General features: G+C 62.9%; 14 protein-coding genes. 7 read left to right on the forward strand and 7 right to left on the reverse strand.

All coding sequences use genetic code 11. From position 1 onward, the window contains the following. Nucleotides 1-126 precede the first annotated feature (126 nt). Nucleotides 127-1,026, reverse strand: a complete 900-nt coding sequence (gene hslO, locus AC5PZ0_RS20585; protein WP_493855642.1) for an Hsp33 family molecular chaperone HslO — start codon at nt 1,024-1,026, stop codon at nt 127-129. Nucleotides 1,027-1,144: 118 nt separating this feature from the next. Here hslO and AC5PZ0_RS20590 point away from each other — a divergent pair, with 118 nt between their 5' ends. Then, nucleotides 1,145-1,939 (forward strand): phosphatase PAP2 family protein, encoded by a 795-nt coding sequence (locus AC5PZ0_RS20590; RefSeq protein ID WP_027595191.1) that lies wholly within the window; start codon nt 1,145-1,147, stop codon nt 1,937-1,939. 74 nt (nt 1,940-2,013) lie between these two features. On the opposite strand, the gene AC5PZ0_RS20595 is transcribed toward AC5PZ0_RS20590, so the two are convergent. Next, a complete protein-coding gene (locus AC5PZ0_RS20595; RefSeq protein WP_027595190.1) occupies nt 2,014-2,415 on the reverse strand; it encodes an RNA-binding S4 domain-containing protein in 402 nt (133 codons plus the stop codon). A gap of 109 nt (nt 2,416-2,524) precedes the next feature. Between AC5PZ0_RS20595 and rimB the strand changes: the two genes are divergently transcribed. Further along, the gene (gene rimB, locus AC5PZ0_RS20600) at nt 2,525-3,007 is read left to right on the forward strand and encodes a retropepsin-like aspartic endopeptidase RimB (protein ID WP_027595189.1); all 483 of its coding nucleotides are present in this window, start codon (nt 2,525-2,527) and stop codon (nt 3,005-3,007) included. After that, a complete protein-coding gene (rimK, locus tag AC5PZ0_RS20605; RefSeq protein WP_012316721.1) occupies nt 3,004-3,909 on the forward strand; it encodes a 30S ribosomal protein S6--L-glutamate ligase in 906 nt (301 codons plus the stop codon). Before rimB ends, rimK begins: the two co-directional genes overlap by 4 nt. Before the next feature lie 116 nt (nt 3,910-4,025). Here the strand turns inward: rimK and AC5PZ0_RS20610 are convergent, their stop codons facing one another. Beyond that, complete coding sequence (locus tag AC5PZ0_RS20610; protein ID WP_027595188.1) at nt 4,026-5,339, reverse strand: ATP-binding protein; 1,314 nt, start codon at nt 5,337-5,339, stop codon at nt 4,026-4,028. A 13-nt stretch (nt 5,340-5,352) separates the two neighbouring features. Next, nucleotides 5,353-6,093 carry an osmolarity response regulator transcription factor OmpR gene (gene ompR / locus AC5PZ0_RS20615; RefSeq protein ID WP_085273867.1) on the reverse strand — a complete coding sequence of 247 codons (741 nt, stop codon included), beginning with the start codon at nt 6,091-6,093 and terminating at the stop codon, nt 5,353-5,355. Between the two features lie 226 nt (nt 6,094-6,319). Between ompR and AC5PZ0_RS20620 the strand changes: the two genes are divergently transcribed. From AC5PZ0_RS20620 to AC5PZ0_RS20635, 4 genes are all read left to right on the forward strand, one after another. Further along, nucleotides 6,320-8,644 carry a Tex family protein gene (locus AC5PZ0_RS20620; protein ID WP_085273868.1) on the forward strand — a complete coding sequence of 775 codons (2,325 nt, stop codon included), beginning with the start codon at nt 6,320-6,322 and terminating at the stop codon, nt 8,642-8,644. Continuing rightward, entirely contained in the window at nt 8,644-9,027 is a 384-nt protein-coding gene (locus tag AC5PZ0_RS20625) for a PaaI family thioesterase (protein ID WP_050580765.1), read from the forward strand. The genes AC5PZ0_RS20620 and AC5PZ0_RS20625 overlap by 1 nt, the downstream gene beginning before the upstream one ends. 153 nt (nt 9,028-9,180) lie before the next feature. Continuing rightward, nucleotides 9,181-10,758: a glutamate--cysteine ligase gene (gene gshA, locus AC5PZ0_RS20630; RefSeq protein ID WP_420832924.1), complete on the forward strand. Its 1,578-nt coding sequence runs from the start codon at nt 9,181-9,183 to the stop codon at nt 10,756-10,758. After that, nucleotides 10,758-11,390 (forward strand): TetR/AcrR family transcriptional regulator, encoded by a 633-nt coding sequence (locus AC5PZ0_RS20635; RefSeq protein ID WP_027595184.1) that lies wholly within the window; start codon nt 10,758-10,760, stop codon nt 11,388-11,390. Before gshA ends, AC5PZ0_RS20635 begins: the two co-directional genes overlap by 1 nt. Before the next feature lie 140 nt (nt 11,391-11,530). Here the strand turns inward: AC5PZ0_RS20635 and AC5PZ0_RS20640 are convergent, their stop codons facing one another. From AC5PZ0_RS20640 to ssuC, 3 genes are read right to left on the reverse strand one after another with little or no spacing between them, the layout of a single operon-like run. Next, complete coding sequence (locus tag AC5PZ0_RS20640) at nt 11,531-11,746, reverse strand: TOBE domain-containing protein (RefSeq protein WP_027595183.1); 216 nt, start codon at nt 11,744-11,746, stop codon at nt 11,531-11,533. A gap of 44 nt (nt 11,747-11,790) precedes the next feature. Continuing rightward, entirely contained in the window at nt 11,791-12,603 is an 813-nt protein-coding gene (ssuB, locus tag AC5PZ0_RS20645; RefSeq protein WP_027595182.1) for an aliphatic sulfonates ABC transporter ATP-binding protein, read from the reverse strand. Beyond that, on the reverse strand, nt 12,600-13,397 hold the full coding sequence (gene ssuC, locus AC5PZ0_RS20650) for an aliphatic sulfonate ABC transporter permease SsuC (RefSeq protein WP_027595181.1): 798 nt from the start codon (nt 13,395-13,397) through the stop codon (nt 12,600-12,602). Before ssuC ends, ssuB begins: the two co-directional genes overlap by 4 nt. Nucleotides 13,398-13,399 lie beyond the last annotated feature (2 nt).

Consider the following 13,399-nt stretch of genomic DNA (forward strand, 5'->3'; position numbering starts at 1 on the left):
GTAAAAAACTACTACAGCGAAAAAAGTGGCCGGATTATGCCAGAAAAGCCCAAAAAAAGTAGGCCCCTCCTGTCGTAACCGCGCTTTTGCGCAATTAGACAGGAGATTTCCCTGCAATTAATCGTTTCAGTGGCGAGTTTCTGAGGCCGTGTCCGTGCCGCCACCCGCAAACAGTTGCGCCACATCGCTTGCATCGAAGAAATAGCGCTCGTTGCAGAACTGGCAATCGATCTCCACCTTGCCACCACACTCCTCGACCAACTGCTTGGCGTCGTGCTCGCCGAGGCTGACCAGCGCATTGCCGGAGCGCTCGCGCGAGCAGCTGCAGTGGAAACGCAGGGGTTCGATGTCGAACAGGCGCACGGCGTCTTCGTGGTACAGACGGTGCAGCAAGGTTTCGTTGTCTTCTTGCCACTCTTCAGGCTTGAGTGTCTTGGCCAGGGCTACAACGTGCTGCCAGCTGTCCTCGCGGTCTTCGTCGTCCGGCTGGCGATCACGTGGCAATTGCTGCAACAGCAGGCCGCGGGCCTTGCCATCTTTGGCATCGAGCCAGAAACGGGTGTTGAGCTGTTGCGACTGAACGAAGTAATTGGTGAAGCACTCCGACAGGTTGGCACCGTCCAGGTCCACGGTCCCCTGGTAGCGCTGGCCGTTGACTGGGTCGATGGTCAGCGTCAGATGGCCGTCGGGCATCAGCTGCGCCAAGGTCGCGTCGGCAAGAATCTGATCGGCTTCGTAACGGGCCACGCCGCGGATTTCGCGCTCGCCCGAGCATTCCACCATCAGCAGCGGGATCGGCCCCTGAGAACGCGCCTGCAGGATCAGCAGGCCGTCGAACTTCAGGGCACCCACCAGCAATGCGGTGGCGGCCATCAATTCGCCGAGCAGTGCGGCCACGGGTTGGGGGTACGGGTGACGCGCCAGCACTTCGGCATAGCTGCGGTCGAGCCCCACCCACTCACCGCGGATATCGCGGTCGTCGAAGAGGAAACGTTGGGTGAAATCGGTATCCGGCAATTCGCTCATAGGTTCTGGCTATCTGAAAATGATGACAAAATGGTTACACGGCGTTTCGAAATACTGCGAAGCCCGTGGCAGAGCGCTCACAAGGCGCTCCGATTCCTGTTGGCAATAGAGGTATCTTATGGACAATCGACCACTGTTCCAAGCAAGGTGGTCCTTCGGGCCCTTGGCAGCCTGCACACTGCTGCCCATCGCTCTACTGTGTTTCTGGTTATGGCCTTTTGGCCAGATCCTGTGCCTGACTTTCGACGAGTGGCTGTTCCACAGCCTCAATGCGCCACTGGCCGACAACACCACCTGGCGCTACATCTGGACCCTTGGCAGCCTGCGCCCGTTCGACATCGTGGTCGGGCTGATCCTTCTGGCGGTGCTGATCCGTGGCAACTGGGTGTTCAAAGCCTGCCAGGTGCGTGAGGCGTTTTTCGGCTTTCTGGTGACCCTGATCCTATTAGTGGTGATTCGCGCGCTGTTTTCCAAGTGGGTGGATGCTGCGGGGTGGCAACACAAGAGCCCGTCGATGATCTTCGATGACGTCGTGCACCTCAGTGACTATTACCCGAACCTGGAAGCGGCCTGGGAACTCAAGGACCGCTCCAGCAAGAGTTTCCCAGGCGATCACGCCTCGGTGCTGCTGGTCTGGGCGTTGTTCATGAGCGTGTTCAGCCGTCGCCTGATGCACTACCTGGTGGTCTGGGGGCTGGCGCTGGTGTTCATGCTGCCACGCTTGGTGGCAGGCGCCCATTGGGGCCAGGACGACTACATCGGCGGGTTGCTGATGGCGGTGCTGGCGTTGGGGTGGAGTTGCTATACGCCTCTGGCGGCCAAAGGCAGTGCGGCGTTGATGCGCTGGACGGCGCCGTTGTTTGCTCTGGCAGCCAGGTTACCGTTGGTCGGTAGATTGGCGGTGGTTCGCTAACAGCGGGGGCCGCTTTGCGGCCCATTCGCAGGCAAGCCAGCTCCTACCTCGATCGCGCTGCCTTAGGGGCCTAGCTAATCAAAGCTACCGTGCAGTTGGTGAATCTGTCGGCGCTGCTTCTTGTTTGGCCGGCCATCGGTGGTCACACCCATCGCCCCGGCCTTGCGCATTTCAGCAGCCTGTTCGCGGCGGCGCACACTCTCTTCGGTTTCGGCATACAGCGCCTGCGCTTCGGGCGCCCCGCGCCTGACCACCGACAGTGCCTTGACCACCACTGTGCGCTCGTCAAACCCGGTGCGCAGGACAAACTCATCCCCTACCCTCGGTTCCTTGCCCGGCTTGCAGCGTTCGCCCCGGCAATGCACCTTGCCACTTTCGATGGCCGCCTTGGCCAGCGCACGAGTCTTGTAGAACCGCGCCGCCCATAGCCATTTGTCCAGGCGAACCTTGTCGTCTTCTTCCGCCTTGTGTGCCATCCCGTTACCTCGAATTCTGTCTTTAATCGAACTGTACTACCGTATCTTGCGGATGCAAAAAGTCCACGCCGTGCTTACAGTTCACCACCTTATCCCCTGGGTGCGCTTCGTGAAGACATTTGACCATTTGACTGTGATCGGCCTGCGCGAGTGGGTAGCCCTGCCCGACCTTGGCGTCGCCGGGCTGCGCGCCAAGATCGATACCGGCGCCAGTACGTCCAGCCTGCACGCCACCGAGGTGGAACAGTTCGAACGTGACGGCCAACCGTGGGTCCGATTTACTGCGCACCTGGGTTCGGTGGTGCAGTTGCGCCACCGCCGTTGCGAAGCGCCACTGGTGACCATGAAGACCATCAAGAGCTCCAATGGCCACGCCCAGACCCGCTATGTGATTCGCACATCGCTGGCGCTGGGCGATAGCGTGTGGGAAGTCGAGTTCACCCTGGCCTGTCGCAAAGAGATGCGCTACCGCCTGCTGCTGGGTTCCAAGGCACTTATTCACGGCCACTTGGTGGTCAACCCTGGCCTGAAGTACGTACAAGACAAACCGGCCTTTCCGGCCACCCTTTCCCCTGTCACAGGTGCTGCATGAAGATCGCTGTGCTGTCGCGCAATCCGCGTCTGTATTCCACCCGCCGCCTGGTCGAAGCCGGTACCCAGCGTGGCCACGAAATGGTGGTGATCGATACCCTGCGGGCCTACATGAATATCGCCAGCCACAAGCCGCAGATCCACTACCGCGGCAAGCCACTGGAAGGTTTCGATGCGGTGATCCCGCGCATCGGTGCCTCGGTGACGTTCTATGGCTGCGCGGTGCTGCGCCAGTTCGAGATGATGGGCGTCTACCCGCTCAACGAGTCGGTGGCCATTGCCCGCTCACGTGACAAGCTTCGCTCGTTGCAGTTGCTGTCGCGCCGTGGCATCGGCCTGCCGATCACCGGTTTCGCCCACTCACCTGACGACATCCCGGACCTGATCCAGATGGTCAACGGCGCGCCCCTGGTGATCAAGGTGCTGGAAGGTACCCAGGGCATTGGCGTGGTGCTGTGCGAAACAACTCAAGCTGCAGAGTCGGTGATTGAGGCGTTCATGGGCCTGAAGCAGAACATCATGGTGCAGGAATACATCAAGGAGGCCGGCGGGGCCGACATTCGCTGCTTTGTGGTGGGTGACAAGGTGATTGCCTCGATGAAGCGTCAGGCCAAGCCCGGCGAGTTTCGCTCCAACCTGCATCGGGGGGGTGTCGCCAGCCTGATCAAGATCACGCCGGAAGAGCGGATTACCGCCATTCGTGCGGCCAAGGTGATGGGGCTGAGCGTGGCGGGGGTGGATATCCTGCGTTCCAACCATGGGCCGTTGGTGATGGAGGTTAATTCGTCGCCGGGGTTGGAAGGGATTGAAGTGACCACCGGCAAGAACGTGGCCGGGATGATCATCGAGCACCTGGAGAAGAATGGCGGGCCGAATCAGACTCGGACCAAGGGTAAGGGCTGAAATGTTGGGGCTGCTTTGCAGCCCATTCGTAGCACAAGGCTGCTCCTACAAGGGACCGCGTAAGCCTTGTAGGAGCAGCCTTGTGCTGCGAATGGGCCGCAAAGCGGCCCCGACAATCACACCGCATTACGCGGCAGCAAAAGCCCCAACGGCAACCTGACCCGCGCCTCGATCCCGCCACCCGACCGGTTGCGCAACTCGACATTCCCGCCATGCTGGGCCGCGATGCGCTTGACGATCGCTAGGCCCAACCCGGTGCCCTTGCCTCCACGGGCACGGTCACCGCGAATGAACGGGTTGAAGATCGTCTCCAGCTCCGACTCGTCGATCCCCGTCCCCCGGTCCAGCACGCTGAGCACCACGTAAGGCGCGCTCTCGTCGCCGGACACATAGGCCGCCACTTCCACGCCCTTGCCGGCATGGTGCAGGGCGTTGCCGATCAGGTTGCCCAACATGCGCTTGAGCGAAACCCGGCGCAGCGGGAACGGCGGAATCGGCTCCAGGCACAGCCGTACACGTTCTTCGGGCTGGTTGTACGGGGCCACCACTTCGCGCACCAGGTCGGCCAGGTCGACCTCTTCCACCGGCTCGTCACGGCCATCGCGAATGAACGCCAGGAACTGGTCCAGAATCGCGTCCATGTCCTCGATATCGCGGACCATGTCATCGCTAAGCTCGTTGTCACTGTCCAGCAGCGAAAGCGACAGGCGCAGCCGCGTCAGCGGTGTACGCAAGTCGTGGGAAACCCCTGCCAGCATCAACTCGCGTTCACGCCCGGCCTGCTCGACATCCTCAGCCATCTGGTTGAACGCGCGGTACACCTCGGTCATCTCACTGGGCGTATCGCTGATTGGCAAGCGCACGCTGCGCCCCTGGCCCAGTTGCCGGGCGGCGAATACCAGGCGCTTGAGGGGCTGGTTCAGCTGGCGCACGAAAATCCAGGCAGAGGCGGTGGACAACAGGCCGATGGCCAGGAACCAGCCAAGCACGTTCCAGATCTTCTGCCCCCGCAGCGGGTGCGGGTACAGCGGCACTTTGAGCCAGCCAGGGCCGAGGCTTGGCGCATTGACCCACAACGCCGGTGGCGCATGGATGCGCAGGCGTACTTCGGTGTCTTCGCCCAGCTCGGCCTGCATCTGGCGCTGGTAGATCTCGCTGTAAGGCCAGTGCTGCTCGCCTTCCGGCACACCCGAGCCGGTCACCCGGATCAGCCCTGCGGCTTCGGCGATCTTGTCACGGTTCTCTTCATCGGCAGCCCAATAGGCGCGCAAGGTCAATGCCACACCGTGGCTGTACTGACGGTCGACCAGCACATCCTCGTTCATCAACAGGTAAACGAGGGTCAGCGCCTTGGAAAACAGGACGACGATCAGCACCAGCCACAGCGTGCGGGCGAAGAAGCTTTGCGGAAACCACAACGGCGTTCTCATGGGCGACGCGGCATCATTTGCCGGCGTTTCCGTCCGGCACGAAGACGTACCCTACGCCCCAGACCGTCTGGATGTACCGTGGCTTGGACGGGTCGGGCTCGATCATGCGGCGCAGGCGCGAGATCTGCACGTCGATGGAACGCTCCAGGGCATCCCACTCGCGGCCACGGGCCAGGTTCATCAGTTTGTCGCGGGTCAGCGGTTCACGCGCATGCATGACCAGCGCCTTGAGCACGGCGAACTCACCGGTGGTGAGCATGTGCACTTCGTCGCCGCGTTTAAGCTCGCGGGTGGCCAGCGACAGCTCGTAATCACCGAAGGTGACCGATTCGTCCTCGCTGCCCGGGGCACCCGGGACGCTCGGCGCCTGGCGGCGCAGCACGGCCTTGACCCGGGCCATCAGCTCGTCCGGGTTGAAGGGTTTGCCCAGGTAGTCGTCAGCGCCCAGCTCCAGCCCTTTGATGCGGCTGAGCTCGTCGCCTTTGGCGGTGAGCATGATGATCGGGATCTGGTTGTTCGACTGGCGCAGCCGCTTGCAGGCGGACAGGCCGTCTTCGCCCGGCAGCATCAGGTCGAGCACCACCAGGTTGAACACCTCCCGCGCGAGCAGGCGGTCCATCTGTTCGGTGTTGGGCACCGCGCGGGCACGGTAGCCCTTGCTGGTGAAGAAACGCTCCAGCAGGCTGCTCAGCCCCGGATCGTCGTCGACGATGAGAATCTTGTCACCTTCAGCGGTGTTTGCAGTGCCGGTCATGAATTACTCCTCTGGTATCGCCGCGCATTATGGCGTAGCCATTGCAACGCGTGCCGTGAGCATTGTTAGCAGATTTTTCCCCCGGCGCCAGTTCCGGGCCGTTCAGGCTGGCTTGGCGCCATCACCGCAAGCCGGTCACGATGGGTATAATGCGCGGCTTTCATCCAGTGCCGTCGGGCTGCAAACCCGCGCGCGGCCCCGTATTCACAATTGTCAGGTGGTTTACATGGACAGCATCAACAGCCGTATCGCCGAGGAACTGGGCGTACGCCCACAACAGGTCGAAGCGGCCGTGGGCCTGTTGGACGAAGGCTCGACCGTGCCCTTCATCGCCCGTTACCGCAAGGAAGTGACCGGCAGCCTGGACGACACCCAACTGCGCCACCTGGAAGAGCGCCTGCGCTACCTGCGCGAACTCGACGAGCGCCGCGCCAGCATCCTGTCCAGCATCGAGGAACAGGGCAAGCTGACCCCGGAACTGGCCCGCGAGATCAAGCTGGCCGACACCAAGACCCGCCTCGAAGACCTTTACCTGCCGTACAAGCAAAAGCGCCGCACCAAGGGCCAGATCGCCCTGGAAGCCGGCCTTGGCGAGCTGGCCGACGGCCTGTTCAACGACCCGCAGCTGACCCCGGAAACCGAAGCGGCCCGCTTCGTCGACGCCGAAAAGGGCGTGGCCGATGTCAAGGCGGCGCTGGAAGGCGCGAAATACATCCTCATGGAGCGCTTCGCCGAAGACGCCGCCCTGCTCGACAAGCTGCGTAACTTCCTCAAGCAGGAGTCGGTGCTCAGCGCCCGCGTGGTGGCTGGCAAGGAAGAAGAAGGCGCCAAGTTCCGCGACTACTTCGCCCATGACGAACTGCTGCGCAACGCCCCGTCGCACCGTGCCCTGGCGATTTTCCGCGGGCGCAACGAAGGCATCCTGAGCGCCTCGCTCAAAGTCGGTGAAGAACTGCCTGGCACCCTGCACCCGTGCGAAGTGATGATCGGCAACCACGTCGGCGTTGAAAACCGCAGCCGGCCGGCCGACAAGTGGCTGGGTGAAGTGGTGCGCTGGACCTGGAAGGTCAAGCTGTACACCCACCTGGAAACCGACCTGTTCGGCGAACTGCGCGACAACGCCGAAAGCGAGGCGATCAACGTGTTCGCCCACAACCTGCACGACCTGCTGCTGGCCGCCCCGGCTGGCCCGCGCGCCACCTTGGGCTTCGACCCAGGCCTGCGCACCGGTTGCAAGATCGCCGTGGTCGACGCCACCGGCAAACTGCTGGACTACACGACGGTCTACCCGCACGCGCCGAAGAACGACTGGGACCGCACCATTTCCATCATGGCCGCACTGTGCGCCAAGCACTCGGTGGAACTGATCGCCATCGGCAACGGCACCGCCAGCCGCGAAAGCGACAAGCTGGTGGCCGAGCTGGTCAAAAAATACCCAGCCCTGAAAATCACCAAGATCATGGTCTCCGAGGCCGGTGCGTCGGTGTACTCGGCATCGGAACTGGCCGCCCGCGAGTTCCCGGACCTGGACGTATCGATCCGCGGCGCCGTGTCGATTGCCCGTCGCCTGCAGGACCCACTGGCAGAGCTGGTGAAGATCGACCCGAAATCCATCGGTGTCGGCCAGTACCAGCACGACGTGTCCCAGCTGAAACTGGCCCGTGGCCTGGACGCCGTGGTCGAGGACTGCGTGAACGCCGTGGGCGTGGACGTGAACACGGCCTCGGTGGCGCTGCTGACCCGCATCTCCGGCCTCAACGCCACGCTGGCACAGAACATCGTCGCCCACCGCGATGCCAACGGCCCGTTCGCGACCCGTGCAGCGCTGAAAAAGGTCAGCCGCCTCGGTGAGAAAACCTTCGAACAAGCCGCCGGCTTCCTGCGCGTGATGAACGGCGACAACCCGCTGGACGCCTCCGCCGTGCACCCTGAGGCCTACCCGCTGGTGCAGCGCATCGCCGCTGGCACCGACCGCGACATCCGCTCGCTGATCGGCGACAGCAGCTTCCTCAAGCGCCTGGACCCGAAGCAGTTCACCGACGAGTCCTTCGGCCTGCCGACCGTTACCGACATCCTGCAAGAGCTGGACAAGCCCGGCCGCGACCCACGCCCTGAGTTCAAGACCGCCACCTTCCAGGACGGCGTCGAAGACCTCAAGGACCTGGAGCCTGGCATGATCCTGGAAGGCGTGGTCACCAACGTCACCAACTTCGGTGCCTTCGTCGACATCGGCGTGCACCAGGACGGCCTGGTGCACATCTCGGCATTGTCCGAGAAGTTCATCAAAGACCCGCGTGAAGCGGTCAAGGCCGGCGACGTGGTCAAGGTCAAGGTCATGGAAGTGGACATCCCGCGCAAGCGTGTCGGGCTGTCCATGCGCATGGGCGATACCCCGGGCGAGAAGGTCGAAGGCAACCGTGGCGGCGGCCGTGGCAACGGCGGCAATCGCCAGCAGCAGGCCCCGCGCCAGCGTGAAACTGCCACTGCCGCCCCGGCCAACAATGCCATGGCGTCGTTGTTCGCCAACGCCAAGCAGCTGAAGAAGAAGTGATGGACGTCCCGCGCGAATACGTCGAAAGCGCCTTCAGCCAACTGCTTGGCTGCCGCCTGCAACGCCTGGACACAGGCGTTGCCGAAGTGGCCCTGGCGCTCGAGCCGCAACTGCGCAACCGTGGCCAGAAACTGCACGGTGGGGCGATCTTCAGCCTGGTGGACATCGCCATGGGCCTGGCCTGCTCGGCCAGCCATGGTTTCGACCAGCAGAGCGTGACCATCGAATGCAAGATCAACTACATGCGTGCGGTCAGTGATGGCGAGGTGCTGTGCACGGCCCGTGTGCTGCACGCCGGGCGGCGCACGCTGGTGGTCGACGCCGACGTAGTTCAAGGCGACAAACTGGTGGCCAAAGCGCAAGGAACCTTCGCGGTTCTCTAGCTCACCAAGCTGTATCTGCGGTATTTTCAGCAGTGCGCTGGCACTGCTGGAACCGCGTAAACCAGGCGACAACGCCAGTTCCTTTCTTCCTACCCTTGTAGACCGTTATCTCTACCCCCATATTGGGGCGACTGACGCGTGAAGGAATACATCTTGAGCGAACTCCTCAACCGCCGCCTGAGCCTGCTCGGCGCAAATCTCCCCCTGCTCAAGCAGTGCCTGCACGGTATTGAGCGAGAATGCCTGCGCGTGACCGATGAAGGTCGCCTGGCCCAGACCCCGCACCCTGAGGCCTTGGGTTCGGCGCTGACCAACGAGCAGATCACCACCGATTATTCCGAGTCGCTGCTGGAGTTCATCACCCCGGCCCTGGCGGACCCGGCCCAGGTGCTCGAGAACCTCGACGAGATCCACCGCTTCGTCTACACCAAGCTGGGTAGCGAATACCTGTGGAGCCCGTCGATGCCCTGCGCGTTGCCGGCCGAGGAAGACATCCCGATTGCCGAATACGGCAGCTCCAACATCGGCAAGCTCAAGCACGTGTACCGCAAAGGCCTGGCCCTGCGCTATGGCCGCACCATGCAGTGCATCGCCGGTATCCATTACAACTTCTCGCTGCCTGAAGCGTTGTGGCCCTTGCTGCGCGCAAGCGAAGGCAGCGCAGAAGAGGCGCGCGATTATCAGTCGTCGGCCTACATCGCGCTGATCCGCAACTTCCGCCGCTACAGCTGGCTTTTGATGTACCTGTTCGGCGCTTCGCCGACCCTGGACAAAGGCTTCCTGCGTGGCCGCCCGCACCAGCTTGAAGAGCTGGATGCCGAAACGTTGTTCCTGCCCTACGCCACCAGCCTGCGCATGAGCGACCTGGGTTACCAGAGCAACGCCCAGGCCGGCCTCACGCCGTGCTACAACAACCTGGCCAGCTACACCGACAGCCTGCGCAAGGCGGTGGGCACGCCCTACCCGCCTTACGTCGAGGTCGGCACGCACGTGGATGGCGAGTGGGTGCAGTTGAACACCAACATCCTGCAAATCGAGAACGAGTACTACTCGAACATCCGCCCCAAGCGTGTCACCTACACCGGCGAGCGGCCGATCCAGGCGCTGACGTCCCGTGGCGTGCAGTACGTCGAAGTGCGCTGCCTGGACATCAACCCGTTCCTGCCGGTCGGGATCGACCTGACCGAAGCGCGTTTCCTCGATGCCTTCCTGCTGTTCTGCGCGCTTGAAGAAAGCCCACAACTGGACAACGGCGAGTGTGGCCAGTGCACCAGCAACTTCCTGACCGTAGTCAAAGAAGGCCGTCGCCCAGGCTTGGAACTACACCGTGATGGTCAGCCCATCGCGCTGAAAACCTGGGCTACCGAGTTGATCACTCGCATTGGCCAACTGGCCGAGCTGCTCGACCGCGCCCACGGCGGCGACGCACATGCCAACGCCCTGCAGGAGCAACAGGCCAAGGTCGACGACGCCTCGCTGACCCCATCGGCCCAAGTCCTGGCACGCATGACCGAACATGACGAAAGTTTTGTCCAGTTCTCGCTGCGCCAGAGCCGCGTTCACGCCGAGCGCTTCCGCGAGCAACCGCTAAGCAGCGAACGCCAGCAGGCCTTCGAAACGCTGGCCCGCGAGTCGCTGGCCAAGCAGGCCGAGCTTGAGCAGACCGAAGTCGGCGACTTCGACCTGTTCGTCGGTGCCTACCAGGCCAGCATCCTGGCGATCAGCAACTGATGAGCCGCACCGCCTCCCCGCGCAAGCCGCGCGCCAGCAGCCAGGCCAGGATCGAGACGATCCTGGCGGCCGCGCGCGAGCTGCTTGCCGAGCTGGGGGTGGCGGGGTTGTCGATCTACAGCGTGGCCGAGCGGGCGCAGATACCCCCTTCGTCGGTGTACCACTTCTTCGCCAGCGTCCCAGCCCTGCTGGAGGCGTTGACCGCCGACGTGCACCGGGCGTTTCGCGAAGCGCTGAGTGCACCGATCGACAGCAGTACGCTGACGACCTGGCATGAACTGTCACGGTTGATCGAGCAACGCATGCTGGATATCTACAACGGGGATGCCGCGGCGCGTCAGTTGATCCTGGCGCAGCATGGCCTGAGCGAAGTGGTGCAAGCTGACCGGCAGCACGACATGGAGCTGGGCGACCTGATGTACAAGCTGTTCGACCAGCATTTTCACTTGCCGGTGATGCCTGCGGATGTGGATGTGTTTGCCCTGGCCATGGAGCTGAGCGACCGGGTGTATGCGCGGTCGGTGCAGTTGCATGAACAGATCACGGCGCGTATGGCTGAGGAAGGCAAGCGGGTGTTCGAGGCGTATCTGGGGCTTTATTTGCCGCCGTTTCTGGCTAAGCGTTTGGGTTGAAATGGTTGGGGCCGCTTTGCGGCCCTTCGCGGGACCAGCCCGCTTCCACATGGGATTCGATCTCCTGATGGGAATTCGATCTCTTGTAGGAGCGGGCTTGCCCGCGAAGGGCTGCAGAGCAGCCCCGTTCAACACCAGAATCACAGCTTGGCGATGGACACTTCTGTCGACTTCACAAAGGCAATCACTTCACTGCCCACCTGCAGCTCCAGCTCACGCACGGAGCGGGTGGTGATCACCGAGGTGACAACGCCGGAGGCGGTCTGCACGTCGATTTCCGACAGTACCGGGCCTTCGAGGATTTCTTTCACGGTGCCTTTGAACTGGTTGCGAACGTTGATGGCTTTGATAGTCATGGCTTGATTCCTTCTCTTTGGCTTCAGTCGGGTAAGTGAGTCATTCAGTGCGCCCAACGCAGTTGCGTGGGCAAAGGGGCTACAGGATCCGGCTCAGGCGCAGTGCCCGGAGCCGACAGAACACGGTTGAGCACTTCGCTTTCCAGCGCCGCCAAACGGTGCGAACCACGCGACCTTGGCCGTGCCAGATCGACAGTGAGGTCGAGCCCGACCTCGCCGTCTTCGATCAAGATCACCCGGTCCGCCACGGCAACCGCCTCGCTGACATCGTGGGTAACCAGCAACACGGTGAACCCGTGCTGACGCCAGAGGCGTTCGATCAATTGCTGCATCTCGATACGGGTCAATGCATCCAGGGCACCCAGCGGCTCATCCAGCAACAGCAGACGCGGTTGGTGAATCAGTGCCCGCGCCAGGGCCACCCGTTGCTTCTGGCCACCGGAGAGTGCTGCCGGCCACTCGTTGGCGCGGTCGGCCAGGCCGACTGCTTCCAGCGCATCCAGCGCACGTGGCCGCCAGTTGCCAGACAAGCCCAGGCCGACGTTGTCGATCACCTTCTTCCACGGCAACAGGCGCGCGTCCTGGAACATCAGCCGGGTTTCTTCGCGGGCTTCAGCCAAGGGTGCGGCACCTGCCAGCAATTCACCGGCGCTGGGCTGGTCGAGGCCGGCCAGCAAACGCAGCAAAGTGCTCTTGCCGCAGCCGCTGCGGCCAACGATGGCGACGAACTGGCCGGCCGGGATGTGCAGGTCGATGCCTTTGAGCACTTCACGCTGGCCAAAGGTTTTGCGCAGGCCGTTGGATGCCAGGGGGATGCCACGCAGCAGGCGTGGCGGCTGTTCCTTGAGCACGGTCATGCGCCCTCCTTCTTGGCCACTTGATAGGCCGGGTGCCAGCGCAGCCAGACACGTTCCAGGCCGCGGGCGGCGAGGTCAGCGAGCTTGCCAAGCACGGCGTACAGGACGATGGCCAAGACCACCACGTCGGTCTGCAGGAACTCACGGGCGTTCATCGCCAGGTAACCGATACCGGCATTCGCCGAGATGGTTTCTGCCACGATCAGGGTCAGCCACATGAAGCCCAGGGCGAAGCGCACGCCCACCAGGATCGAGGGCAACGCACCTGGCAGGATCACCTGACGGAACAGGCCGAAACCGGACAGGCCATAGCTGCGCGCCATCTCCACCAGGGCCGGGTCAACGTTGCGGATGCCGTGGTAGGTGTTGAGGTAGATCGGGAACAACGTGCCCAGGGCGACCAAAAAAATCTTTGCCGACTCATCGATACCGAACCACAGGATCACCAGTGGGATCAGCGCCAGGTGAGGCACGTTGCGGATCATCTGCACCGAGCTGTCGAGCAGGCGTTCGCCCCAGTTCGACAGGCCAGTGATAAAGCCCAGCGCCAGGCCGATGCTGCCGCCGATGACGAAGCCCAGCCCGGCACGCCAGCCACTGATGGCCAGGTGGGTCCAGATCTCGCCGCTGCGCACCAGCTCGACACCCGCGCTGACCACCGCGCTCGGCGCTGGCAGGATGCGGGTCGACAGCCAGCCCGCGCTGACCGCCAGCTGCCAGGCCGCCAGCAGCAGTACCGGCAGTGCCCACGGGGCCAGGCGTTGGGCCAAAGTAGAAGAAGTTGCACGACTCATGG

Source organism: Pseudomonas sp. 5.2 (genome assembly GCF_059025405.1).